Consider the following 25032-nt stretch of genomic DNA (forward strand, 5'->3'; position numbering starts at 1 on the left):
TGAGTAGACGTCGCAAGACGTCGCCCTCATGCGGCTTGCTGGCTTCTTGCGAAATTCTGGAGGATGCTCGTCAGTTACTCCCCAGGCGGGGGCTGCCGTACATCTGCCACATAACGCCCCTCGAGGGGGGCGGTCACCGACCGCATCCGTGGTGTTCGGCGGATCCGGTGTCTCGCTGACAGCAAGAACATTACGGGTGGATGACGGGGGACGTCAAATCAATCCCTCGCCAAGATATGTGATGTACGTCACACCTTCCCAAGACTGGTTCGTTGTGATCTTTTGATATGGGAGGCTTTGATGGTCTGGGCCAGAGCTCTGGACCCCCGGAACACTGGGCCCGGAACACTCGTACAGAGCATCACCGGGTCGACTCACCTGGGTCGACGCGGCGACCGCGGGCCGCTGACCGTCGCCTCGCCAGCGAGCCAGAATCGCCAGGGCCATTCGGCCGCCACCCGGATCCCCACCCGGGGGCCGAGGCAGACCCGGCCGCCGGAGATACCGGGCGGGCCGGGAGGACGGATCCTCCGGCCCCCGGCCAGTGCCACCGTGATCGGCCCCGCGCCGGTGACCGGGGTTCCACTCAGTGCGCCGGTCACGGCGAGCGCCCGTCCCAACCGGCCGGGGCCACGCGCCAGGTCCGCCTCGACCAGGTGTGGGAAACGGCCCGCTACGAGGTCGCGACCCGCCACGACCTCTCCGGAGCGCAGGAACACGGCCGACGCCGAAGCGACCGGTCCGCACACCACGTTCAGACACCAGTGGACGCCGTAACTGAGGTAGACGTAGGCCCGTCCCGGCGGTCCGAACATGACGGCCGCGCGCGGCGTCGGGCCGCGCTAGGCGTGCGAGGCGGGATCGTCCAGCCCCCCGTATGCCTCAACCTCGGTGATCCGAACGGCGACCGGCCCGTGCCGGACCGTCGCACCAAGAAGGGCCGGTGCGACGACCAGAACGGGCCGGTCGTAGAAGTCCACCCCGTCCGGCGCGGCACCGTCCGTCGGTGCCATGCCGGGCGAGGATTCGGGTAGCGCCGTCAACCCACCGCCCAGGCCTGGTCCCGGTCCAGCACCGGACGCAACGCGGCGATCTGCTCGCGGACCCGGTCGGGAGCGGTCCCGCCGGGGGCCGAGCGGGCCTCCAGCGCTCCCCGCACCGACAGCACCTCGCGCACGTCCGGGGTGAGCAGCGGGTTGATCACGCCGAGATCGTCGTCCGGCACCTCGTCGAGATCGACGTCGTGGGCCACGCACCACGACACGAACTGGCCGACCGCCTCGTGCGCCTGACGGAACGGCACCCCTCGGCGCACCAGGTACTCGGCGACATCCGTGGCCAGCGCGAAGCCGTCGGGCGCCGCGGCGACGAGCCGCTCGCGACGGACCCGCATGGTCGCAACCGTGCCGGTCAGCGCGGGCAGCACCAGCAGCAGGGTGTCGACCGCATCGAAGACCGGCTCCTTGTCCTCCTGCAGATCGCGGTCGTAGGCGAGCGGCAGTCCCTTGAGAGTGGCCAGGAAGCCGGTCAGATCCCCGATGAGCCGGCCGGACTTCCCCCGGGCCAGCTCCGCGACGTCCGGGTTCTTCTTCTGCGGCATGATCGAGCTACCGGTCGCGAAGGCGTCGTCCAGTTCGACCCAGCCGAACTCCCTCGTCGTCCAGAGCACGATCTCCTCGCCGAGCCGCGACAGGTGCACTCCGATCAGGGCCGCCACGAACAGGAACTCGGCGGCGAAGTCCCGGTCGGAGACCGCGTCGAGGGAGTTGGCGAACGCCCGGTCGAACCCCAGCTCCGCGGCCACCCCCTGCGGGTCGAGCGGCAGCGAGGAACCGGCCAGTGCCCCGGCCCCCAAGGCGCTCACCGACGCCCGGGCGTCCCAGGCGCGCAACCGGTCGATGTCCCGGACGAACGCCTGCACGTGTGCCAGCAGCTGATGACCGAAGGAGATCGGCTGGGCGTGCTGCAGGTGGGTCATCCCGGGGGCCGGGGTATCGACGTGCTGCTCGGCAAGCACGACCAGCGCATGGGACAACTCGGTCAGCCGCGCGGCCACCTCGCGGGCCGAGTCCCGCAGGTAGAGCCGCAGGTCGGTGGCAACCTGATCGTTGCGGCTCCGGCCGGCCCGCAGCTTTCCGCCCAGCGTGCCGAGCCGTTCGAGCAGACCGCGTTCGAGGGTGGTGTGGACATCCTCGTCCTCGACGGTCGGGCGGAACCGGCCCTGGGTGACCGCGTCGGAGAGCTCGTCCAGGGCGGCGAGCATCGCCGCGAGCTCGTCGGCGTCGAGCAACCCGGCCCGGTGCAGGACCCGGGCGTGCGACTTCGACGCGAGCAGGTCGTAGGGCGCCAGCCGCCAGTCGAACTGGACGCTTATCGACAGCCGGGCGAGCGCCTCCGCCGGGCCGCCGGCGAAGCGCCCGCCCCACAGCCGCATCGGCGCCCCGTCCCCGGGCGCCCCGTGCGTCGTGTCGTTCCCGCCGGACGGGTGCGTCGCGGTCACGGGTTCAGCCGCTGCTCGCGCGCCGCCCAGACCTTCGTCGGCAAGCCCCAGAGCTCGATGAACCCGCGGGCGTCGCGCTGGTCGAACTGGTCACCGGCGTCGTAGGTGGCCAGTCCGTGGTCGTACAGACTGGCCGGGCTGCGCCGGCCGACGACCTGGGCGACGCCACCCACCAGCCGGATCCGCACCTCCCCGGACACTCCGGCGCTGGCGGAGTCGACGAAGGCGTCCAACGCGCTCTTCAGCGGCGAGTACCACAGACCGTCGTAGACGATCTCACCCCACCGCTGGTCGATGCTCCGTTTGAACCGGGCGACATCCCGCTCGAGCGTGAGGTCCTCGAGGTCCCGGTGGGCCGTCAGCAGCGTGATCGCCGCCGGGCACTCGTAGATCTCCCGGCTCTTGATGCCGACGAGCCGGTCCTCGATCAGGTCGATCCGGCCCACGCCGTGGGCGCCCGCCCGGACGTTGAGCTCGGCGACGAGATCGGCGAGCGGGAGGGAGCGCTCATCCAGCCCCACCGGGACACCGTCAGTGAACGAGATGGTCACCTCGTCGGGGGTCCGCGCGACGGTGGGGTCCGCGGAGTAGACGAAGACGTCCTCCGGCGGCTGGGCCCACGGGTCCTCGAGGACGCCGCACTCGACGGTGCGGCCCCACAGGTTCTGGTCGATGGAATACGGCGATTTCTTCGACACGTCGATCGGCAGGCCGCGTTCCTCCGCGAAGGCGATCGCCTTGTCCCGGGTCATCCCCGAATCGCGCACCGAGGCGAGCACGCTCAGCCCGGGGGCGAGCGCCGCCACCCCGACCTCGAAGCGCACCTGGTCGTTGCCCTTGCCGGTGCAGCCATGCGCGATGGCGTCCGCCCCGTGCTCGCGGGCCGCGGCGACCAGATGCCTGACGATGACAGGTCGCGACAGCGACGAGATCAACGGATACCGGTCCATGTAGAGCGCATTGCTCTTGATCGCCGGAGCGACGAAGGACTCGGCGAACTCCTCGCGGGCGTCGACGACGATCGACTCGACCGCGCCACAGGTGAGGGCGCGCTGCCGGATGGCCTCGAGGTCCTCGCCACCCTGGCCGACGTCGACCGCCAGCGCGACGACGTCGGCGCCGGTCTCGGCGCCGATCCAACCGATGGCCACGGACGTGTCGAGGCCGCCCGAGTAGGCAAGCACGACGCGTTCGGTCACAGTGCTTATCTCCTTATGTTGATTTATATCGAATAATATTGAATTATTGGAAATCATGCCAAACTGGTTAAAAAAGCTGATAAGTGCTATTTTTAGCAAAAATCAGCATTGTGTTTATTGAGGGTGCTGGGAAGGCCGGTTCACGGCGTCGCCGGTGCACCGCTACGCATCCTGGTCCGGCACGGCGGACGGTCCCGTCGACGCTCCACGCGCCCGGCCGTCGGCGAGCCACAGGAGATGGGCGGCGAGCGCCGGCCCCCTCGGGCCGGCATGCCCTCCCTGACCAGCTGGCTCTCCCGAACCGACGGGATCTCCCGGGCCGACAGAACTCTCCGGACGGACCGGGGCCTCGGCGGCGGGAGCCGACCGGCAGACGACGAGCACCGTGTCGTCCCCCGCGATCGTGCCCATGACCCCCGGGAGCGCCTCCCGGTCGAGCACCGAGGCGAACAGCTGCGCGGCGCCCGACGGCGTGCGCAGCACGACCAGGTCGCCGTTGGCCTCCGCGGAGACCAGCAGTTCCTCGCAGAGCCGGGCGAGCGACAGCCGGACGATCTCCGCCGGCGCGAGGTTCGCCTCGACCGCGTAGACCAGGCCGCCGTCCGGACCGCGCACCTTGGTCGCCCCGATGTCCTCCAGATCACGGGACAGGGTTGCCTGGGTAACCTGGACGCCCTCGGCAGCCAGCAGACGCGCGAGCTCGGTCTGTGAACGCACACCGCGCTGACCGATCAACGCCGCCAGCCGAGCCTGACGGGCGTGCTTGGTCAACGGCGCGGCACGCCGGGCCCCTGCGCCTGCTTCCGAGATCATCGCCCGGTGCCCCCCACCGGCGATGCGCCCCCCACCCCGGACGCGCTCCCGGCGGCGCCGGTCGGACCGACGCCCTCGGACAGCAGGATCGACAGCAGGGCCTTCTGGGCATGCAGCCGGTTCTCGGCCTGGTCGAACACGACCGAACGGGGTCCGTCGATCACCGACGCGGTGATCTCGAGCTCCCGATGTGCGGGCAGGCAGTGCATGACGATCACGTCAGGCGAAGCGGCCTCGACGGCCTTCTCGTCGAGCCGGTACGGCTGGAACACCAACGCGCGGCTGTCCGACTCACCCTCCTGACCCATCGACGCCCACACGTCGGTGTAAAGCACGTCCGCCCCGGCGGCGGCCTCCAGCGCGTCGTGCATCACCAGCGCCTCCCCCCCGGTCACCATGCCGATCTCATTGGCGTGCCGCAGCACCTGCTCGAACGGTTCATAGCCGGGCGGCGAGGCCACGTGCACCCGCATGCCTGCCAACGCGCCGGCGAGCAGCAGCGAGTGCGCGACGTTGTTGCCGTCGCCCAGGTAGGTCAGGGTCAGCCCGGCCAGGCGGCCCCGCCGCTCCCGGATCGTCTGCAGGTCGGCCAAGGCCTGGCAGGGATGGGCGTGGTCGGACAGCGCATTGATCACCGGAACGGTGGCCGCCGCCGCCAGCCGCTCCAACCGCTCCTGCGCGAAGGTACGCACGACGATCGCGTCGACGTACCGGCTCAGCACCGCGGCGGTGTCCTCGATGGTCTCGCCCCGGCCGAGCTGCGTGCTCACCGCGTCGATCACCACCGGGTGGCCGCCGAGCTCGGCGACGCCCACGTCGAACGACAGTCGGGTGCGTGTCGACGGCTTCTCGAACAGCAGCGCCACCGAGCGCCCGGCGAGCGGACGCTCCGTCAGCCGGGTAACGCGGCGGCGTGCCTTGAGCCCGTCGGCGAGGTCGAGCAGGGCGGTCTGCTCCGCGGGGGTCAGGTCGGTGTCGAGAAGGAAGTGTCGGACCGTCATGCGCTGACCCTAGAGCCCGGGGCTGACGCGGACTGCGCCGACCGAACCCGGGCGGCGAGCGCGTCGCCGACGATACCGGGCAGGGCCGCGACGAAGGCGTCCGCCTCGGCGGCGGTGAGGATCAGCGGCGGGGCGAGCCGGATGGCGTCAGGGGCGACGGCGTTCACCAGGTAACCGGCTTCGCGGGCGGCCTTCTCCACCGCCGGCGCGAATGGGCCGTCGAGCTCGATCGCCCGCCACAGCCCCCGTCCCCGGACCCCGGCCACGCCGGGCACGCCCGCCGCCTGGATCGCCGCGGCCAGCCGCTCCCCGAGCCGCGACGCGTGTTCAAGCAGGCCCTCGGCGGCGATCGTGTCGAGCACCGCGAGCGCCGCCGCGCAGACGATCGGGCCGCCACCGAAGGTGCTGCCGTGATCCCCCGGGCGCAACAGCGTCCCCGCCGCGCCGATGCCGACGCAGGCGCCGACGGGCAGGCCACCGCCGAGTCCCTTGGCCAGGGTGATCACGTCGGGCAGCACGCCCTCGGCCTGGTGGGCGAACCACAAGCCGGTCCGGCCGATGCCGCTCTGCACCTCGTCCAGGACCAGCAGCGCGCCAGCGGAGTCGCAGACAGCCCGCGCGGCGGCGAGGTAGCCGGCCGGCGGCGGCACGACACCGCCTTCGCCGAGGGTTGGTTCCAGGAACACCGCCGCGGTCGCCTCGCTGACGGCGGCGCGCAGGGCCGCGCCGTCTCCATACGGCACGAACCGGACGCCGGGCAGTAGCGGCTCGAACGGTGCCCGCTTGGCCGGCTGACCGGTGATGGACAGCGCGCCCAGGGTCCGGCCGTGGAACGAGCCCTCGGTGGCGATGATCTCCGAACGGCCGGTCCGGCGGGCGATCTTGATTGCTGCCTCGTTGGCCTCCGCCCCCGAGTTGCAGAAGAAGACTTTCGCCCCCTCGGGCGGAAGCCCGGGGCTCGGCGCGCCGACCCGCAGCAGCTCGACGAGCCGTTCGGCCAGCAGCACCTGAGGCTCATTGGCGTAGAGGTTCGACACGTGACCGAGAGCGCCGAGCTGGCCGACGACGGCGTCCCGGACCGCCGGGTGGCAGTGACCGAGCACGCTGACGGCTATCCCGCCGACCAGGTCGAGATATTCGCGGCCGTCATGGTCCCACACCCGGCTGCCGGCCCCCCGAGCCAGGGAGATCGCGGGTCGGCCGTAGGTCGCCATCACGACGGCGTCCCGGCGGGCGATCAGATCGGCGTTCACGGCGTTCCTCCGGTCGGTTCGCCGGCCGGAACGATCCCGGCCGGGCGCGCGGCGGGCGCAGGGGGCGTACCTGGCTCAGGCAAGGTGCCCGGCTCAGGCGAGGTGCCTGGCTCGGCCATGATCAAAGTGCCGATGCCGTCGTCGGTGAAGATCTCCAGGAGCACCGCATGCGGCACCCGTCCGTCGAGCACGTGCGCCTGTGGAACACCGCCACGCACCGCCCGCCGGCAGGCCTCCATCTTGGGGATCATGCCGGCGGTGAGCGAGGGGAGGAGCCGTTCGAGCTCGGTGATGCTCAGCTCACTGATCACCTCGTCGCTCGCCGGCCAGTCCGCGTAGAGGCCCTCGACGTCGGTCAGGACGACGAGCTTCGTGGCCCCGAGCGCGACGGCGAGTTCGGCGGCGGCGATGTCGGCGTTGACGTTGTAGACCCCGCCGTCGACGCCGCGGGCAACCGACGCGACCACCGGCACCTTCCCGGAGCCGAGCAGGGCGTTGATCGTCTCCGGTCGGACCTCGACGATGTCGCCGACCAGGCCGACGTCGACCTCCCGGCCGTCGACGATCGCCGGGCGGCGCCGCGCGGTGAAGAGGTTGGCGTCCTCACCGGACAGCCCGACGGCGAACGGGCCATGGTCGTTGACGAGCCCCACGACGTCCCGATTGACCTGGCCGAGCAGGACCATCCGCACGACGTCCATGGTCTCCGGGGTGGTGACCCGCAGGCCGCCGACGAACGTCGAGGGGACACCGAGGCGTTCCAGATGCGCGGTGATCTGCGGACCGCCGCCGTGCACGACGACCACCCGCAGCCCCGAGTGGCGCAGGAACACGACGTCAGCGGCGAAGGCCTCGCGCAGCGCCGGCTCCGTCATCGCGTTGCCGCCGTATTTGACGACGATGGTCGCGCCCTGGAACCGCGACAGCCACGGGAGCGCCTCGATGAGGACCTGGGTCTTCGCGAGCGCCGCGTGGCCCCGGGCGGTGGCGGCCGGGCCCCGCCCGGTGCCCCCGCCCGGGGCGGCGTCGCCGGTGCCATCGGCGCCTGCGGTGCCGCCGTGCCCACCGTTCGAAGGCGGCAGTATCCGGGTCGGGACGTTCATGTCGAGTACGCCGAGTTCTCGTAGACGTACCCGTCGGTCAGGTCGTTCGTCCAGACGGTGACCTCGGCGTCGCCGGCGTGCAGATCGACGCCGATGCGCACCTCACGGCCGGACAGGTCGACGAGGTCACGGTCCTCGCCGGGGGCCCCGGCCCGGCAGACCTGCACCTCGTTGATGGACACGTCCAGCGCGTCGGGCTCGAAAACGGCCTTCGTGGTGCCGATCGCGGCGAGCACCCGTCCCCAGTTCGGGTCCTTGCCGTACAGAGCGCACTTGAGCAGGTTGTTGCGGGCGACGGCCCGGCCGACCTCCAGCCCGTCGTCCTCGGTCGCGGCTCCGGTCACGGTGATGGCGATGGTCTTCGTCGAACCCTCGGCATCGCCGAGCATCTGCTGGGCAAGGTCAACGCACACCTCGGTGACCAGCCCCGCCAGCTCCGCCTCGGGCAGGCTGACCCCGGCGGCACCCGAGGCCAGCAGCAGCACGGTGTCGTTGGTGGACAGGCAGCCGTCGGAATCGACCCGCTCGAAGCTGACCCGCGAGGACGCCCGGATCACCCGATCGAGGGTGGCGGCGTCCGCGACGGCGTCGGTGGTGACCACCACGAGCATCGTCGCGAGCGACGGCGCCAGCATCGCCGCGCCTTTGCCCATCCCGCCGATGGTGACACCCGGGGTCGTCGACGAGGTGCGGACCGCGGCCTTCGCGACGGTGTCGGTGGTGCGGATCGCCTCCGCCGCCGCGGCGCCGGCGGCGGCGGTATCGGTGAGGTCCGCCACCGCCTTGGTGGCGCCGGCGAGCAGGTTGTCCATGGGCAGGCGGACGCCGATGAGACCGGTCGAGCAGACCGCGACGTCGCCGGCACCGATACCGAGCGCCCCGGCGACGTGCTCAGCCGTGGCGTGGGTGTCGGCGAATCCGGCCGGACCGGTGCAGGCGTTCGCCCCGCCGGAGTTGAGGATGACGGCGCGCAGTCGGCCGTCGGCGAGGGCTTGGCGACTCCAGAGCACCGGAGCCGCCTGGACCCGGTTGGCGGTGAAGATCCCGGCGGCGGCGTCGGACAGCCCGTCGTTGACGACGAGCGCCACGTCCGGACGGCCGGACGGCTTCAACCCGGCCGTCACTCCGGCGGCGCGGAAGCCCCGTGGGGCGGTGACGCTCAACTCAACCCTCTCCTGTCCCCTGTCCGCGTTGCTGGTCGATGTTGCTGGTCGATGGTCCCGCGTCCTTACCGGCCTGCCAGCCTGCCGAGCCGGAAACGGTCAGGGGGCGATGCCCTGAGCGGTCAGCCCGGCGGTCTCGGGCAGGCCGAGCATCAGGTTGGCGCACTGCAGCGCCTGGCCAGCCGCGCCCTTGCCGAGGTTGTCGATCGCGGTGACGACGATCGCCCGGCCGGTCTCCGGGTCGAAGGTCCCCTGCACATGAACGGCGTTCCCGCCGAGCGTCGCCGCGGTGTGCGGCCAGCGCCCCGGCGGCAGCACCCGGACGAACGGCTCCCCCGCGTAGGCGGACCGCAGCGCCTCGTACACGGCGTCCGCGTCGGTGCCCGGGATGGCCCGGCCGGTACTGGTCGCGAGGATGCCGCGGGGAAGCGGGGCGAGCACCGGGGTGAAGGACACCGTCACGGTCGTACCGGCGGCCCGGGAGAGGGTCTGCGTGATCTCGGGCCGGTGCTGGTGGGTGCCCACCTTGTAGGCGGTCAGGTCACCCATCACCTCGCTGCCGAGCAGGTTCACCGTGGCCGAGCGCCCCGCGCCGGACGTGCCGCTCGCCGCGACGACGACCAGGTCGGCGGGCTCCACGAGACCGCCGGCCAGCAGCGGCACGAGTCCGAGAGAGGTCGCCGTGGGATAGCAGCCCGGGACCGCCACCCGCCGGCTCGCGGCGATCTCCGCCCGCGCCCAGGGGAGTTCGGGCAGGCCGTAGGCCCAGGTCCCGGCGTGCTCCCCCCCGTAGGCGCGCCGCCACGCCTCCGGGTCGACGAGCCGATGATCGGCACCCAGATCGACGACCCGTACGGTGTCGGGCAGGGTGGCGGCCACCGCGGCCGACTGACCGTGCGGCAGTGCCAGGAAAACGATGTCCGCGTCAGTCCCGGCCAGCGCGGCCGCGTCCGTGAACACCCGGCCCTCCAGGTCGGGCAGGTGAGGATGCACGTCCGTCACCGGCCGGCCGGCGGACGCGTTCGCGGCCAGCGCACCAATCTTGATCTCGGGATGGGCGAGGAGCAGGCGCAGCAGCTCTCCGCCGCCGTACCCGCTCGCCCCCGCAACTGCTGCCGTCACACCCATGATTGCAATTTTATACACGCCAACTCATCGTCATGCAATGAGGCTGGCGTAACCCGCCTCGGCCTCAGGCGCGCAGGGACGCGCCGGTGAGCTCCGCCGCCCGGGCGACCACCGCGTCCCGCACCGCGTTCGCCTCGGCGGCCGTCAGCGTCCGGTCCCCGGCGCGCAGCCGCAGGCCGAAGGCCAGCGAGCGCTGACCGACCCCGACCTGGGCGCCCTCGAAGACGTCGAAGAGGGTCAGGGACTCCAGCAGGTCACCGGCTCCGGCCCGCAGTGCCGCCGTCACGTCGGCGACCGGCACCTCGATCGGCACGACGAGCGCCACATCCCGGTCGGCGGGCGGATAGGTGGAGATCGTCGGCGCGATCATCGGCGGCGCCGCCGACGCGACCTCGATCAGGGCGTCGAGGTCCAGTTCCATCGCGCCGGCCCGGGGCGGGAGCCCGGCGGCGCCGAGCACCCGGGGATGCAGCTCACCCGCGTGGCCCACGACCCGACCGTCGATCGAGAGCTCCGCGAGGCGGCCCGGGTGCCAGGGCATGACATTGCCGGCCCTGACCGTCAGGGTGACGCCCACCGCCTCGGCGACCACGTGCGCGGCGTCCACCGCGTCCGCCCAGTTCGCGTCCCGGGCCGGCGTGGACCAGCCACCTGGCTCACTGCGCCCGGTGAGGAGCACGGCGACGTGGCGGGGCTGGCCGGGCAGGGTCGAGTCCAGAGCGGCGATCTCCGCGGCGGAGGGCCGACGATCCACCGGCGGGGTGACGACGCCCGTCGGGATCCGTTCGCGTTCACGGAACACCAGGCCGCTCTCGAACAGGGCAAGATCGCGCTGCCCCCGGCCGATGTTGCGCACGGCCGCCGCGATCAGTCCGGGTAGCAGGGTCGTCCGCAGGTAGCCGGCATCCTCGGCGATCGGGTTCGCGATCCGGACCGCCGCGCGCCGCGGGTCGACCGCAGCCAGGCTGAGCGCGTCGGCGGCGTCCTCGGGCACGAACGGCAGGGTGAGCACCTCGGCGAACCCCGCGTAGGCCAGTGCCCGGCCCACTGCGCGGTGCATCCGCTGCGCGGCGGTGAGCCCGCGCCCCGCGGGCAGCGACGGCAGGGTCACCGGGATGGTGTCGTACCTCTCCAGCCGCATGATCTCCTCGACGAGATCGGCAGGCCGGGTCAGGTCGGGACGCCAGGACGGCGGCGTCACGATCAGGACACCGGGCAGGCCCCCGGTCGCCGGCCCGTCGGCCACTGCGCAGCCGACGTCGCCGAGCCGGCGCCGCACCACCTCGGCGGGGTAGGGCCGGCCGGCGAGGCGTTCCGGTTCCGTCAGCGGCAGAGTCACCGGCGCCAGGCCAGGGCGGTGGTCCAGGTCGGTCACGCCGGGCTCGGGACGGGCGGCGGCGAGCTCGACGAGCAGGTCGACGGCCAGCGCCGCGGCGACCGGCGCGAGCGCCGGGTCAACGCCGCGTTCGAAACGCCGCGACGCCTCCGAGGACAGCCGGTGCCGGCGGGCGGTGCGGGCCACCGTGATCGGGTCGAAGTGCGCCGCCTCGAGGACGATGTCGGTGGTCGTCGCGGACACCTCCGTGCTGGCCCCGCCCATCACCCCGGCGAGCGCGATCGGACCGGTGTCGTCGGCGATGACCAGATCCTCGGGGTCGAGAGTGCGGTCGACCCCGTCGAGGGTGCGCAGCGTTTCTCCGGCGACGGCCCGGCGCACGATGATCGCGCCGGTCAGCTTCGCCCGGTCGAAGGCGTGCAACGGCTGGCCGAGGCCCAGCAGCACAGCGTTGGTGACGTCAACCGGCACCGAGATCGACCGCATCCCGGACAGCGACAGCCGCCGCTGCCACCCCGGCGGGGTGGTGGCCCGCGAGTCGACCCCGGTCACCACCCGGGCGACGTAGCGGTCACACGCCGCGGTGTCCTCGACGACGACCGGATAGGCCTCCCCGGCGGGCCCCGGGCCGGCGGCCAGGTCCGCCGGCCCGCCCGGGTCCGTGAACGGCAGCGCGAAGGCGATCGCCGCCTCCCGGGCGATCCCCCGCACCGACAGGCCGTAGCCCCGGTCTGGGGTGACCGCGATGTCGAGCACCTCGTCGGCGAGATCGAGCAGCTCGGCGACGTCGGCGCCGATCGGCGCCCGCGGCGCGAGCACCAGGATGCCGTCGGACTCCTCGCCAAGGCCCAGTTCCCGGGCCGAGCAGATCATCCCCTCGCTGACATGGCCGTAGGTCCTCCGCGCGGTGATCTCGAACCCGCCGGGCAGCACGGCGCCGGGCAGCGCGACCGCCACCCGGTCACCGACGACGAAGTTGTGCGCCCCGCAGATGACGCCGCGCACGCCCTCGCCCTCGGATCCGGCATCCCCGGATCCGGCGCTCTCGGCGACCCGGACCTGGCACCAGCGGACGGCCTTCTTCTTCGTCTCGACGATCTCGAAGTCGACGATCTCCCCGACGACCACGCCGGAGAACTCGCCCCCGGCGCTGCGCAGTCCCTCGACCTCGAAACCGGCCCGGATCAACGCGTCGGCGACGGCCCGCGTGGGCGGCAGCCCCGCCACATACTCCCGCAGCCAGGACATCACGATCAGCATGGGTCAGTCCTCGATTCCGAACGGCAGGCTGAACCGGACGTCACCGTCGACGAAATCGCGGATCTCCCGGATGCCATGGCGGACCATCGCGGCCCGTTCCAGCCCCATCCCGAACGCGAAACCGCTGTACCGGGTCGGATCGACCCCCGCGGCCCGCAGGACGTGCGGGTCGACCATGCCGCAGCCGCCGGCCTCGATCCAGCCCTCGTCCGAGCAGACCCGACAGGGCTGGCGGGCCGCCTCCCCGCGGCAGGCGAAGCACTGCACGTCCAGTTCCGCGGACGGCTCGGTGAACGGGAAGAACGACGGGCGCAGCCGCGTCGACAGGCCCGCCCCGAACAACGCCTGGGCGAAGACCTCCAGGGTGCCACGCAGGTCCGCCATGGTGATGCCCCTGTCCACGGCCAGACCTTCGAGCTGGCCGAAGACCGGCGAGTGCGTCGCATCGATGGTGTCGTTGCGGTATGTCCGCCCCGGGCACACGACGTACACGGGCAGCGGGCGGTTCAGCAGGGAGCGGATCTGCACCGGGGAGGTGTGGGTACGCAGCACCCGGCCCGCACCGGTCGGCGCGACGTAGAGCGTGTCGTGCTCGCTGCGGGCCGGGTGATCGGGCGCCATGTTCAGGGCCTCGAAGTTGAACCAGTCGTGTTCGACCTCGGGTCCCTCGGCGACCTCGTAGCCCATCGCCACGAACACGTCGGCAAGCCGGTCGGACAGGGCGGTCAGCGGGTGGCGGGCACCACGGCGGCGACGGTCGACGGGCAGGGTCACGTCGACCCGTTCCTCGTGCAGCACCCGGGCGTCGCGCTCGGCGGTGAGTTCGGCCAGCCGGGCGTCGTAGGCGGCCTGTACCGCCGTGCGGGCGGCGTTGTGCCGGCGACCGGCGTCGGCACGCTCCGCACGGGGCAGGGCACCGAGCTCCCGGCGGGCCAGCACCAGCGGTGCGGAGGCGCCCTGAATGTGGGCGGTACGGACGGCTGCCAGCGCGTCGAGGTCGGCGGCGGCGCGGATCGACTCCCGCGCGGCGTCAACGGCCGCGTCGAGCTGATCAGGGTCGAGGGCGTGGACCCGGGACGGGTCGACAGTCTCTCCAGGGGCGGGCACGGTGCTCATCCTCGTCATCGGGTGAAAAGCAGGGCCATCCCGGCGGGAAGCCGGGGTCGTCCGGCCTGCGGCGGAGTTCGTCCGGGCATGGGGTATCCGGTCCTGGGGCGGCGGCGCGCGCCTGGCCGCCCGGGGCGCCCACCGGTCGGTTCGCGGTGCTCGGCGTCAGCCGAACACCGGGCCACCGGCGGGCACGAAAAATCGGAACTCGGCGCCGCCACCCGTGGCCCGGCCGACCGAAATGGTGCCGCCGTGCGCCTCGATCAGTGCCTTGGCAATGTAGAGCCCGAGGCCGGTGCCGTTCCCGCGGCCGGCGCCCCGCCAGAACTTCGTGAACACGCGCGCGGCGTTCGATTCGGACACGCCTTCCCCCTCGTCGGCCACGCTCACCTCCGTGCCGCTGTCCCTGCCACGCAGCAGTACCGTCACAGTACCCGCACCATGCCGCAGGGCGTTGTCGACGAGGTTGTGCAGTACCTGTTCAATCTTGTCCGGATCGACCCACATCTCGGGCAGTTCGCCCTCCTCGCAGATGAAGAACCGGTCGGCGCCCGCCGCACCCGAGGCCACTTTGCCGTCCACCACCGAACGCACCCGGGCGGGCAGGTCGACGATCTGCTTGCGGACCTGAATGCGTCCGGAGTCGATCCGGGAGACGTCCAGCACCTCGGTGAGCAGGCGCGTGACCCGGTCGGCGTCGGTGTTGACCGTGTTCAGCATGAGCTTCTTCTGCTCGTCGGTGAACCGGTCCCACTTGGCGAGCAGCGTCGCGGTGAATCCCTTCACGCTGGTCAGCGGCGAGCGCAGCTCGTGCGCCACGGTCGCGACCAGATCCGCCCGGTTGCGTTCCAGCCGCTCGCGGCTGAGGGTGTCGCGCAGGGACAGCGACACCCTCACCAGCCGACCGGCGACCCGGTTAAACCGCACCGTGACGTGGAAGTCACGGTCGTGGACCGGACCCGCATAGGTCAGGCGCCGCTCCGGCTGCCCGGTGACCCGCGGCAGGTTCCGGCTGGCTGCCGAGCACTCCCACCAGTCGTTGCCCCGCTCGTCCAGCAACGGGAGGACCTCGGTCAGATGCCGGCCGATCGCAGACGGTCCGTCCACCCCGGTGAGCTTCGCCGCCGCCCGGTTGAACACCTCGACGACGCCGACGGCGTCGGTCACGATCACCGAGTCCGGTAGCAGGTCGAAGGCGGCGGCAGGCAGTGGGCCGTCCAGCGCGGCCGACACGGCCGAATCGGGCGCGCAGCCGGGGCCGGGTGGCGGTACCTGCCCGGATGGCGACGCGACAGTGTTCATCACCGTCGACCACCTCCTCCGGTGCCATCAGTACCGGACCTGCCCGTTCTCTGCGCCCGCGCCGACGCGTAAAGGCACAGGACGGACGCAACCGCAAGATTCAGGGACTCGGCCTGACCGTACACCGGTACCCGCAGAACCGCGTCCGCGGCGGTCAGAGTAGCCGAAGCCAGCCCATGTGCCTCGTTACCGAACAGCCACGCCGTCGGCCCGTCGAGCTCACCGGCGGCGACGGCGGTGTCGATGTCGCGATCCGCGGCTCCGGACGTCGCCACGATGCGGCAGCCCCGGGCCCGCAGCCGGTCCAGCACCACGGCCAAGGCTGGTTCCACGATCACCGGGAGGTGAAAGTGGCTGCCGGCCGAGGAGCGCACGCACTTGCCCCCGAAGGGGTCGACACCGCTCCCGGTAAAGACGACGGCGTCCGCTCCGGCCGCGTCCGCGCTGCGGATCACCGTGCCGGCGTTGCCCGGATCGCCCGCGCCGATGCACACCGCGACCAGCCGGGGGACGTGCAGGTCGGCGAGCCGGTGAGCGGGCAGGGCCGCGACCGCGACGAGGCCCTGGGGGGTCACCGTGTCCGACAGCGACGCCACGGCCTCGTCCGTGACGACCCGGACCGGCACCCGGACCGCCCTCAGCAGCTCCTCGTGCCGGGGAGTCGCGGAGACTCCGACGAACACCTCGAGCAGCTCGCCGACGGCCGACGCCGCGCCCACCGCCTGCGCCCCCTCGACCAGGAACCTGCCCTGCTCGCGCCGGGCCGCGGGCCGCTTGAGGCGACGCGCGGCGCCGACCCGCCCGGAGCGCGCTCCGGCGATCACTCCGGGCCCCGGGGAAGGGGCCGTCGGGGAAGGGGCCGTCGACAGCGGAGCGTCGGTCGTGGGGGACACGCGGGAGGCGGGCACGGGCCGACGTCGCGACGGGCTCAGGCGGCGGTGGGCTCCGGCGCCGCCGCCAGCGCGGCCCGTGCCACCTCGACCAGGGCGGTGAACGCGACCGCGTCGTTGACCGCGAGGTCGGCCAGAATCTTGCGGTCGACTTCGACACCGGACAGCTTCAGACCCTGCACGAAGCGGTTGTAGGTCAGGCCGTTCGCCCGCGCCGCCGCGTTGATCCGAGTGATCCATAGCTGCCGGACGTCGCCCTTGCGCGCGCGGCGGTCCCGGTAGGAGTAGGTCATCGAGTGGAGCATCTGCTCCTTGGCCTTGCGGTAGAGCCGCGAGCGCTGGCCCCGGTAGCCGCTGGCCTGCTCGAGGACCGTACGGCGCTTCTTCTGGGCGTTGACCGCCCGCTTCACACGTGCCATGAGGGCACCTGTCTCCTTCGTTCGGGTGCGTCCGGCGGCCCGGGCCGGAGTCGGCCGCCAACGGCGGGCCGACCGCGACCGGCGGGCCCGCCGCAGTCGGGGCCGGAGTCGTCAGCGGGCCGCGGTCAGCGGGCGAGCAGACGCTTGACGCGTCGGTTGTCCGCCTTCGTCAACGGCACCACGCCATCCAGTCTGCGGGTGAGGCGGTTGGTCTTGTGCTCCAGGTAGTGGCGGCGGTTGGCCCGCTGGCGCAGCACCTTGCCGGACCCGGTGACCCGGAACCGCTTGCTCGCACCGCTGTGGGACTTCTGTTTGGGCATGTTGACATCCTGACGGGTTACGTGGGTGGTCGAACAAGCGGCGTGGCGAGATCCGGAACCGGTGGCGGCGCCACCGCGCGGACTGCCCGCCGTCGAGTCAGGCGTGGCCGGCCGGTTCCGGCACCCGCTGCGGCTTCGAACCCTTGTGCGGGGCCATGACCATGGTCATGTTCCGGCCGTCCTGCTTGGGCTGAGCCTCGACATAACCAAGATCGGCCACGTCGGCGGACAGCCGTTGGAGCAGGCGGATGCCGAGCTCGGGCCGGGACTGCTCCCGACCGCGGAACATAATCGTAATCTTGACCTTGTCGCCGGCCCGCAGGAAACGCACGACGTGACCCTTCTTGGTCTCGTAGTCGTGCGGATCGATCTTCGGCCGCAGCTTCATTTCCTTGATGACAGTCTGGACCTGGTTCTTCCGAGCCTCCCGACGCTTCTGGTCGGACTCGTACTTGAACTTTCCGTAGTCCATCAGCTTGCAGACCGGGGGACGAGCGGTCGGCGCGACCTCGACGAGGTCGAGATCGGCCTCCTGCGCCATGCGCATGGCCTCACCGATCGAGACGATGCCGATCTGCTCACCCTCCGCGCCGACGAGGCGAACCTCGGGGACGCGAATCCGGTCGTTGATACGGGACTCTGTGCTGATGTGTTTCCTCCGTTGCTCGACGCGCGGGCCTGACCTCACCGCAGCGGAGCACCGAGCCTGGTACACCAGGCTCCCGGCCGACAACCGCGAGAACGGCTCGACCGACCGGCGACCCGGCCACCGCGGCCACCAGCCGGAACTCCGGCCTGAGGACCTGCTGACGTCCCGGGGTGGCGACATCAGTGCTGACATCGGGTGGAGGGCGAACCCCCGCTTGGTCCTGCCGATCAGGCTCCGCACCGTGCCCTGGCTGCCTGGGAACGGCAACGCCAGCGGACGGAACAAAACCAGCCGGCAGGAGGTCTGAACCCCAGCGTAGCACCAGACCGGGCGACACGACGATCACATCATCGTCCGGGCGCTCCGAAAGGGCCGGCGGCACTCACCTCGCGAACCGCACCGGCCATCGGCGCGTCGGGCGCAGGCCCCGCCCCAAATGGCGGCGCACCGCCGCGGCCTCCCGCGCGCTCACGAGCAGCACGGCCGGGCCCGAGGCCCGCTCCTGCTCCTGCTCCTGCGCCGGGTCCGAATCAGCGGCGAGCAGCCGGGACAACCGCCGGGCGAGCAACTCCCCGGACCGCGCGTCCGCATCTCCGTCCCGGCGTACCGCGACGGCAAGCACCGGGCGTGGTGCGCCGGCACCCGGGAGGAGCAGTTCCGCCGGCCACACCTCGACCCGCTCGGTCACGGTCCGCAACGCCTCTTGGACCCGCTGCCGGGACAACGGTCCATCCGGATCGGATGGACGGCGCAGGGCGGTCACCCTCAGCTCGTTGAGGTCCGCGGCTTCGGTCGCACGTGGCGTGTCGAGAGTCCCGGGCGGCGAGTCGGAGTCGGATCCGCCGGGCACCGTCGCGGGACCGCCCGGCCCGACGTCCAGACTGGCCGAGCGCGGACCGGCCACGTCGATCACCACCGCTCCGAGCCCCAGCCGGACCGCCTCCGTACAGGCGTCCACCGCGGCGACCGGAACCGGCCGGGCCGAGGCGCGCCAGGCGGTGAGCGCGCTGACGCTGGAGAAGATCGGTAGCGCGGTCGCGCCGGACGGGGTGCGCAGGGTCGTCAGCGCCATCTCGCTGGTCTTGTCCGCACCGGTGACGGCGTCGGCGGCGGTGAGCCGAGCCTCGACTCCGACGAAGACCCGGGCCTGGCGCAGCGCGGCGGTCAGAACGGCGGGGTTGACCGGGCTGGCGGCGAGCGCTCGGGTGAGCGACTCATCGGCGCGGCGGGCCGGTACCGGACCGGGTCCGTGGCATTCACCATGGCTCGGACGGGCCCGGGCCCGGGTTGGGGGCACCGACCGGGGGCGGCGATGGCGGACCGGGCCAGCACGGTGGCCGGTTGCGACCCGGGAAGCGGGGCGGTGGCGACCGCCCCGGCGAGGCGCTGGAAGGCGAACCTGGTCCGGCGACGCAGGCGGTACCAGCTGATCGGACGGCTGTCGGCGAGCGCCGCGTCGAACGGCACCGGCACCGTCATGTAGGCCCGGTCCTCAAGATGCTCGAGACGCAGCCGTGCCCCGCGGCTCAACCGGGAGGGATACGTCTCGACGACGGCCACGATGACGGTGGCAGCGAGATCTGGCCGACCAGCCGCGGTCAACGCGGTCAACGCGTCGTCCGCACCGGCGATCTCCGTCTCGCCGGCCCGGATCGTCAGCACGACGAGGTCCGCCCGCGCCAGCAGGGTGGCCGGCACCGGCTGGCTCCACCCCGGTGGGGCGTCCGCGACGACGACCGGATACCAGTGTCCGAGCAGGTCGAGTGCCCAGGCCAGCTCCTCGGGAAGGAGCCCCGGCCCGGTGAGATCACGCAGTCCGGCCAGCACCTCCAGGCCACCGGAGCCGTCGGAGGCGACGAACCGGCGCACGTCCTCCAATGAGGACACCGGTGGCCGCGCCGTGGCCAACTCCCGCAACCCCACGCCCGGTGGCATGAGGCCGACCCGGTGCGCAAGCAGCCCGGACTGGTCCGGGGAGGCGTCCACGGCCATCACCCGATGACCGTGGTGCTCCGCGATCGCCAGTCCCAGACCCGCGGCGACCGTCGTCCGGCCGCCTCCGCCACCGAATCCCCCGACCAGCACCCGCCGCCCACCGGCCCGCGCCCGCGCGACCGGCGAACCGCCCGCTCCCGCGACGGCCGGGACCACCGCCGGACCACGGGACGGCGTCACCGCGGCCGCCGCCCGGACGGGCAGGGAAGGGGCCGGACCGGACCGCCGTGCCGGCAGGTTCGCGGGGACCGGGACGGACCAGGCTGGCTCCGTACCGGGCGTTTCGACCGCCTGCCGGCCGACCGTGGGTCCGCCCAGGGGGTCGGCGTCGAGCCACGCCTCCGGCACCGGCCAACCCGGGTCAGCCGCCGCGGACGGGGGAAGCCGCCCGACTACGGGCCCGGCACCGAGCGAGCCGTCTGGGGGCGGCGCGGTGGCGGCCCAGGAAACGGGGACGACCGGCGTTCCATCCGGGAGGTTCACCGGCTGCCCGGCGGCGGGGACCAGTACCGCAATGTTCTCCCAGGTCTCCCCGGGCGGCGGGACGGCCGGAAACGGTGGGGGGACGACCGGGGACGGCGGCGCACCGGGCGGTGGATCCGGTGGCGTCGGGTACTGGTCCGGCGGGTACTGATCCGGACCGGTCGGGTACGGGTCCGGCGGCCCGGCCGCCGACGTCGCGGCGGCGGCGAGGTCGGGCGTCCACCCCGCTCCGCCGGGCATGGTGAGCGAGGCACCGGGCCACGCGGAGCTCGGGCCGGGCGACGCGGTCAATGGAAGGCCCACGGGGGGCGCGCTCCGGCCCGACGGGGGCGGTGGCGCGGGCGGTGGGGCCGGTGGCATGGGAGTGGGCGGCGGGCCTGCCGTGCTCCCGCGCCCCCCGGAGGGGCCCCCCGTCCGACCGGCACCGGGCTCCGAACGGGTCACGCCCGGACGTGACCGAATGGGACGACGGGTAACCAGAGCGTTACGGGGCGTCTGAGGCTCGGTCAGTCGTAGGCCGAGCAGCGAGATGGGGCGCGCGTCCCCGCCATCACCCGGTTCGGTCGCGCCGGGATCCCGCCGGCCGGGCCCGGCCGCGATCCGTTCCCCGACCTCCGAATTCCCTCCGACCGGGCCGGTCGACGCCGACGTCTCGTCACCGTTCCAACTCCCACCGTGACTTACCATCCGCGCCACCCCGCCCCCATGTGTACCGGCCGACGGGACCTCCTCCGATCCCACCGCGAAGTATGACGCCAGAGCGCAAGGGCACCGATACGACGTGAGACCACAGTCTCGTGTAACCGGCCGTCCCGACAAGAGCACCGGACTGATCGGGACAGCCGGAATCAGAGCCACGAGCAACGAACACACCACCGGCACACCCGATCCACTTCGAATCGCCATGTGACGGCAACACCATACCGAGAGCATGTCACGCGGACGGATCGGCCTCGCACCGTGCGTGTGAACTCCTGATGCGGAACGTTCCGGCCAGTGACGGCGTGGGAGCTCAGCCGGCGAGTTCCAGATCGCGCAGCACCGCGGCGGTGCCCAGCGCGGCCAGGGTCGCCTCCCGGCCCTTGTCCTCGCTGGACCCGGGCAGCCCGGCGCGGTCCCGGGCCTGCTCGACGGTGTCGCAGGTGAGCACGCCGAAGCCGACGGGGACGCGGGCGTCGAGGGTGACGCGGGCGAGCCCCGCGGTGACGAACTGACAGACGTAGTCGAAGTGGGGGGTGCCGCCCCGGATGACGACACCGAGGGCGACGACGGCGTCATGCCGCGCCGCCAGCGCGGCGGCGATCACGGGAAGCTCGACCGCACCGGAGACCCGCACGACGGTGGGTGCCGTCGCGAGGCCTGTGTCCTTCGCGGCGCGCAGCGCGCCAGCAAGCAGCGCATCGGTGATCTCGGCGTGCCATCGGGTGGCGACCACCGCCAACCGCATGCCCGCGACGGGCGGAAGCACCTCCGCGGGAGCCCCGAGGCCGCTCACAGACCCTCCCCCTCGGCACAGTCGGCCCCGGCGGGCGTACCCGGGCCCGCGCCGCCCGCGATGGCCGTGCAGCCGGAGGTGACGGGCACCCTCGACGCCCCCGGCACCCCCGGGATCCAGCGCGAGCCGGCCGGCTCGTCCTCGCCCACGGCCCTAGGCAGATCGGACATGCCGGGTAGACCCGGAAGGTCGGGCAGACCGGGAATGACGTGTCCCATCCGGTCCCGCTTGGTGGTCAGGTAGCGCAGGTTCTCCGGCGTCTGGGTGACCGGCATCCCGATAAGTTCGACGATGCGCAGGCCGTAACCCTCCAGCCCGGCCCGCTTCGTCGGATTGTTGGACAGCAGCCGGAGGCCGCGCACGCCGAGGTCGACCAGAATCTGGGCTCCGGTGCCGTAGTCGCGGGCGTCGGCCGGCAGGCCCAGCGCGAGGTTGGCATCGACGGTGTCGTGGCCGGCGTCCTGCAGCTGGTAGGCCCGCAGCTTGTGCATCAGGCCGATGCCCCGGCCCTCGTGGCCCCGCATGTAGAGCACCACCCCGCGCCCCTCGGTCGCGATCATGCGCAGTGCCGCGTCGAGCTGGGTTCCGCAGTCGCAGCGCCGGGAGCCGAAGACGTCCCCGGTGAGGCATTCGCTGTGCACCCGGACCAGCACGTCCTCGCTGTCACCGAGCTCGCCTCGGATCAGCGCGATGTGTTCGACGCCGTCGAGGATGTTGCGGAACCCGACCGCCCGGAACGCCCCGTAACGCGTCGGAAGCGATGCCTCCGCGACCCGCACCACCTGCTTCTCGGTCCGCCGACGGTAGGCGATAAGATCGGCGATGGAGATCAGTAGCAGCCCGTGCTCGCGGGCGAACTCGGCGAGCCGGGGAAGCCGGGCCATCGTCCCGTCGTCGTTCACGATCTCGCAGATCGCACCGGCCGGCCGCAGCCCGGCGAGCCGGGCGAGGTCGACCGCGGCCTCGGTGTGGCCGGGGCGGCGCAGCACCCCGCCATCCTTGGCGCGCAGCGGGAAGATGTGGCCCGGCCGGCTCAGGTCGCCGGGCATGGTCTGCGGGTCGGCCAGCAACCGGATGGTGCGGGCCCGGTCGGCGGCGGAGATCCCGGTGGAGACGCCGTCGCGGGCGTCCACGGTGATGGTGAACGCGGTGCCCATCCGCTCGGTGTTGTGCGGGACCATCTGGTCCAGTTCGAGCCGGTCGGTGTCGGCGGCGTCCATCGGCACGCAGATCACACCGGAGGTGTACCGCGTCATGAACGCGACCAGCTCGGGTGTGGCGGCCTCCGCCGCGAAGATCAGATCACCCTCGTTCTCCCGGTCGGCGTCGTCGACGACGACGAGCGGGCGGCCGGCGGCGATCTCGGCGAGCGCGTCCTCGATGGCGGCGAACCGCACGTCGGCATAGCCGGCGGGAAGGGCACCGGCGGGAAGGGTGGCCGTCGAGGAGGCACCGGCCGCGGATGTCGTCATCGGTGTCGTCCGTTCGGTTCGATGGGGCCGGCATGCAGCTTCTCGACGTACTTGGCCAGCACGTCGACCTCGATGTTGACCAGGGAACCCGGCGCGCGGCTACCCAGCGTGGTCAGTGCGAGCGTGGTGGGGATCAGGCTGACCGTGAAGGTGGCCGGTGAGTCGCCACCGGCCGGCGAGATGTCGACGACGGTCAGGCTCACCCCGTCCACCGTCACCGAGCCCTTCTCCACGAGGTAGCGGTCGAGCCCCTCGGGGAGCGCGATGCGCACGAGCTCCCAGCCCTCACCGGGCTGCCGGTCGAGGACCGCGCCGACGCCGTCGACGTGCCCTTGGACCAGGTGGCCTCCCAGCCGGTCCGCCAGCCGGACGGGACGTTCGAGATTCACCCGGTCACCGACGGCGAGCTTCCCGAGAGAGGAACGCACCAGCGTCTCTCGCATCACGTCAGCAGTGAACGCCGACGGGCCGTCCGTTGTGCCGGGTGGGCCGCCGGCCGTACCGGTCTCGGCGCCCCCGTCGAGCCCCGGGCGGGCGAAGGAGGTCACCGTGAGACAGACACCGTTGACGGCGATGGACGCGCCGTGACTCACATCACCCAGAACCGTCTGACAGGCGATGGTGAGTGCCGCCGACTCCGACCGCGCATCCACCGCGGTCACCACGCCGAGTTCCTCAACGATGCCGGTAAACATCCGACCCGTGCCCCTCGCTCCCGGGCACCCGCACCCTGGGCGAGGAGAAACCACGCAGGACCACGCGGGACCACGCCGGCACGCTCACGCCGGCACGCGCCCGCGAGCAGTCAACGACCACCACGGGCACTCGGCCCGCGCGCATCCTCCCATCCGGACTTTAACCGTCGGTCCCGGAATTCCACCGGGTCAGCCGTCCCAGTACCTGCGGACGGGTCGCGGACTGTCACCGCCGGTTCGGAGTTTCACCGACCTCGGAGCGCGCGTGCTGTTGATTGTACTGCCTCAAGTCTGGCATATGAAGCCGCCGGACGCGGTCACGCCGGCCCAACCGCCGAGCGTGGCGCGGGCGGGGACAGCCGGGGCGCCGCCCGCAGCGCCTGCTCACGCAGCCGCTCGACGGCCTGGCCCGGATCGGCCGCCCCGAAGACGGCCGTGCCGGCGACGAACACGTCCACACCCGCCACCGCGGCCCGTTCGATCGTCTCGGCGTTGACCCCGCCGTCAATCTGCAGCCACAGGTCCAGCCCACGGGCGTCGAGCAGGCGCCGGGCGGCCTCGATCTTCGGCAACACCTCGGTCATGAACGTCTGACCGCCGAAACCCGGCTCGATGGTCATCAGCAGCAGCAGGTCGAACCGGTGCAGGTCGTCGAGATAGTGCTCGATCGGGGTGTTCGGCTTCACGGCGAGGCCGGTGCGGGCCCCGGCCGCCCGGATCGCCCTGGTGGTGCGGGGCAGGTCGGACACGGCCTCGGCGTGAATGGTGACGTTCGCCGCGCCGCGCTCGGCGTACCCGGCCGCCCAGTGGTCGGGATCGTCGATCATGAGATGACAGTCGAGCGGAGTATCCGTCACCGCGCGCAGGGCCGTCACCGTGTCCGGCGCGAACGCCAGGTTCGGGACGAAGTGGTAGTCCATCACGTCAACGTGCAGCCAGTCAGCCTGCCCCTCGACCGCCAGGGCCGCGTCGGCGATCCGGCCGAAGTCGGCGGCGAGCAGGCTGGGGTAGATCTGCGCGGTGGCCATTTCGCGAGGGTATCGGCTCCCGGGTCCGACGCCTCAGCTGTCGACCCGGCGCAGCAGGGCGACGAACATCGCATCCGTGCCGTGGAGATGCGGCCAGAGCTGGACGAACGGGCCGTCACCGAGCCGGTCGACCTCCGGCAGGGTCAGGCGGGCATCGAGGATGGAGATGTCGGCGCGTTGTCCGGCCACGCCACGCACCACCTCGACGCTCTCAGCCGGGTGCGGGGAACAGGTCGCGTACGCCACCACCCCGCCCGGGCGGACCAGGTCGAGCGCGGCAACGAGCAGCGCACGCTGGAGCGGGACGAGCGCGGCCACATCGGCCGCGGTCCGCCGCCACCGGGCCTCCGGCCGACGCCGCAGTGCTCCGAGGCCGGTGCAGGGGACGTCGACCAGCACCCGGTCGGCCCCATCGGGCCGC

General features: G+C 72.4%; 21 protein-coding genes, 1 pseudogene and 1 riboswitch. All 22 genes and pseudogenes read right to left on the minus strand.

The genetic code is table 11. The annotated features are described in order from the left end of the window. Positions 1–374 precede the first annotated feature (374 nt). Positions 375–1013: pseudogene (locus AC08OT_RS08005) on the minus strand (DNA-3-methyladenine glycosylase). Between the two features lie 26 nt (positions 1014–1039). After that, complete coding sequence (gene argH, locus AC08OT_RS08010) at positions 1040–2500, minus strand: argininosuccinate lyase (RefSeq protein WP_476594567.1); 1461 nt, start codon at positions 2498–2500, stop codon at positions 1040–1042. After that, positions 2497–3699, minus strand: a complete 1203-nt coding sequence (locus AC08OT_RS08015) for an argininosuccinate synthase (RefSeq protein WP_476594568.1) — start codon at positions 3697–3699, stop codon at positions 2497–2499. The genes argH and AC08OT_RS08015 overlap by 4 nt, the downstream gene beginning before the upstream one ends. A 162-nt stretch (positions 3700–3861) precedes the next feature. Beyond that, the gene (gene argR, locus AC08OT_RS08020; protein ID WP_476602685.1) at positions 3862–4512 is read right to left on the minus strand and encodes an arginine repressor; all 651 of its coding nucleotides are present in this window, start codon (positions 4510–4512) and stop codon (positions 3862–3864) included. Beyond that, positions 4509–5513 (minus strand): ornithine carbamoyltransferase, encoded by a 1005-nt coding sequence (argF, locus tag AC08OT_RS08025; RefSeq protein ID WP_476602686.1) that lies wholly within the window; start codon positions 5511–5513, stop codon positions 4509–4511. The genes argR and argF overlap by 4 nt, the downstream gene beginning before the upstream one ends. After that, complete coding sequence (locus AC08OT_RS08030; RefSeq protein WP_476595142.1) at positions 5510–6766, minus strand: acetylornithine transaminase; 1257 nt, start codon at positions 6764–6766, stop codon at positions 5510–5512. Before AC08OT_RS08030 ends, argF begins: the two co-directional genes overlap by 4 nt. Beyond that, positions 6763–7869: an acetylglutamate kinase gene (gene argB / locus AC08OT_RS08035; protein ID WP_476592985.1), complete on the minus strand. Its 1107-nt coding sequence runs from the start codon at positions 7867–7869 to the stop codon at positions 6763–6765. Before argB ends, AC08OT_RS08030 begins: the two co-directional genes overlap by 4 nt. Further along, positions 7866–9032 carry a bifunctional glutamate N-acetyltransferase/amino-acid acetyltransferase ArgJ gene (gene argJ / locus AC08OT_RS08040; protein ID WP_476592984.1) on the minus strand — a complete coding sequence of 389 codons (1167 nt, stop codon included), beginning with the start codon at positions 9030–9032 and terminating at the stop codon, positions 7866–7868. Before argJ ends, argB begins: the two co-directional genes overlap by 4 nt. 99 nt (positions 9033–9131) lie before the next feature. Next, positions 9132–10160 (minus strand): N-acetyl-gamma-glutamyl-phosphate reductase, encoded by a 1029-nt coding sequence (argC, locus tag AC08OT_RS08045; protein ID WP_476592983.1) that lies wholly within the window; start codon positions 10158–10160, stop codon positions 9132–9134. A gap of 64 nt (positions 10161–10224) precedes the next feature. Then, positions 10225–12756, minus strand: coding sequence for a phenylalanine--tRNA ligase subunit beta (pheT, locus tag AC08OT_RS08050; protein ID WP_476602687.1), 2532 nt, complete (start codon positions 12754–12756; stop codon positions 10225–10227). A 3-nt stretch (positions 12757–12759) separates the two neighbouring features. After that, complete coding sequence (gene pheS, locus AC08OT_RS08055; RefSeq protein WP_476592988.1) at positions 12760–13863, minus strand: phenylalanine--tRNA ligase subunit alpha; 1104 nt, start codon at positions 13861–13863, stop codon at positions 12760–12762. Positions 13864–14028: 165 nt separating this feature from the next. Then, complete coding sequence (locus AC08OT_RS08060) at positions 14029–15165, minus strand: sensor histidine kinase (RefSeq protein ID WP_476592980.1); 1137 nt, start codon at positions 15163–15165, stop codon at positions 14029–14031. Beyond that, positions 15165–15989 carry a TrmH family RNA methyltransferase gene (locus tag AC08OT_RS08065; protein ID WP_476592979.1) on the minus strand — a complete coding sequence of 275 codons (825 nt, stop codon included), beginning with the start codon at positions 15987–15989 and terminating at the stop codon, positions 15165–15167. Before AC08OT_RS08065 ends, AC08OT_RS08060 begins: the two co-directional genes overlap by 1 nt. A 104-nt stretch (positions 15990–16093) precedes the next feature. Then, a complete protein-coding gene (gene rplT / locus AC08OT_RS08070; protein WP_476592978.1) occupies positions 16094–16474 on the minus strand; it encodes a 50S ribosomal protein L20 in 381 nt (126 codons plus the stop codon). Between the two features lie 125 nt (positions 16475–16599). Beyond that, positions 16600–16794, minus strand: a complete 195-nt coding sequence (rpmI, locus tag AC08OT_RS08075; RefSeq protein ID WP_476592977.1) for a 50S ribosomal protein L35 — start codon at positions 16792–16794, stop codon at positions 16600–16602. A gap of 97 nt (positions 16795–16891) precedes the next feature. After that, positions 16892–17482 carry a translation initiation factor IF-3 gene (gene infC, locus AC08OT_RS08080; RefSeq protein ID WP_462186894.1) on the minus strand — a complete coding sequence of 197 codons (591 nt, stop codon included), beginning with the start codon at positions 17480–17482 and terminating at the stop codon, positions 16892–16894. A 343-nt stretch (positions 17483–17825) separates the two neighbouring features. Further along, complete coding sequence (locus AC08OT_RS08085; RefSeq protein WP_476602688.1) at positions 17826–18740, minus strand: SseB family protein; 915 nt, start codon at positions 18738–18740, stop codon at positions 17826–17828. A 2193-nt stretch (positions 18741–20933) separates the two neighbouring features. After that, positions 20934–21416: a 6,7-dimethyl-8-ribityllumazine synthase gene (gene ribH, locus AC08OT_RS08090; protein WP_462186897.1), complete on the minus strand. Its 483-nt coding sequence runs from the start codon at positions 21414–21416 to the stop codon at positions 20934–20936. Beyond that, on the minus strand, positions 21413–22888 hold the full coding sequence (locus AC08OT_RS08095; protein WP_476592530.1) for a bifunctional 3,4-dihydroxy-2-butanone-4-phosphate synthase/GTP cyclohydrolase II: 1476 nt from the start codon (positions 22886–22888) through the stop codon (positions 21413–21415). The genes ribH and AC08OT_RS08095 overlap by 4 nt, the downstream gene beginning before the upstream one ends. Then, positions 22885–23583 (minus strand): riboflavin synthase, encoded by a 699-nt coding sequence (locus tag AC08OT_RS08100; RefSeq protein ID WP_476592529.1) that lies wholly within the window; start codon positions 23581–23583, stop codon positions 22885–22887. The genes AC08OT_RS08095 and AC08OT_RS08100 overlap by 4 nt, the downstream gene beginning before the upstream one ends. Positions 23584–23720: 137 nt before the next feature. Continuing rightward, positions 23721–23850: riboswitch (FMN riboswitch) on the minus strand. Between the two features lie 50 nt (positions 23851–23900). Continuing rightward, a complete protein-coding gene (rpe, locus tag AC08OT_RS08105; RefSeq protein WP_476592528.1) occupies positions 23901–24611 on the minus strand; it encodes a ribulose-phosphate 3-epimerase in 711 nt (236 codons plus the stop codon). Between the two features lie 33 nt (positions 24612–24644). After that, positions 24645–25032 (minus strand): class I SAM-dependent methyltransferase (locus AC08OT_RS08110; RefSeq protein WP_476602690.1); only part of this gene is annotated, 388 nt, incomplete at its 5' end.

Source organism: Frankia sp. CgJB1 (assembly GCF_977947065.1).

Excerpts from the sequence above, each read along its gene's own strand:
- argR (WP_476602685.1), bottom strand. The coding sequence starts at position 4,512 with ATGATCTCGGAAGCAGGCGCAGGGGCCCGGCGTGCCGCGCCGTTGACC.
- argF (WP_476602686.1), bottom strand. The coding sequence starts at position 5,513 with ATGACGGTCCGACACTTCCTTCTCGACACCGACCTGACCCCCGCGGAG.
- argB (WP_476592985.1), bottom strand. The coding sequence starts at position 7,869 with ATGAACGTCCCGACCCGGATACTGCCGCCTTCGAACGGTGGGCACGGC.
- argC (WP_476592983.1), bottom strand. The coding sequence starts at position 10,160 with ATGGGTGTGACGGCAGCAGTTGCGGGGGCGAGCGGGTACGGCGGCGGA.
- pheT (WP_476602687.1), bottom strand. The coding sequence starts at position 12,756 with ATGCTGATCGTGATGTCCTGGCTGCGGGAGTATGTGGCGGGGCTGCCG.
- AC08OT_RS08060 (WP_476592980.1), bottom strand. The coding sequence starts at position 15,165 with ATGAACACTGTCGCGTCGCCATCCGGGCAGGTACCGCCACCCGGCCCC.
- rplT (WP_476592978.1), bottom strand. The coding sequence starts at position 16,474 with ATGGCACGTGTGAAGCGGGCGGTCAACGCCCAGAAGAAGCGCCGTACG.
- rpmI (WP_476592977.1), bottom strand. The coding sequence starts at position 16,794 with ATGCCCAAACAGAAGTCCCACAGCGGTGCGAGCAAGCGGTTCCGGGTC.
- AC08OT_RS08095 (WP_476592530.1), bottom strand. The coding sequence starts at position 22,888 with ATGACGACATCCGCGGCCGGTGCCTCCTCGACGGCCACCCTTCCCGCC.
- AC08OT_RS08100 (WP_476592529.1), bottom strand. The coding sequence starts at position 23,583 with ATGTTTACCGGCATCGTTGAGGAACTCGGCGTGGTGACCGCGGTGGAT.
- rpe (WP_476592528.1), bottom strand. The coding sequence starts at position 24,611 with ATGGCCACCGCGCAGATCTACCCCAGCCTGCTCGCCGCCGACTTCGGC.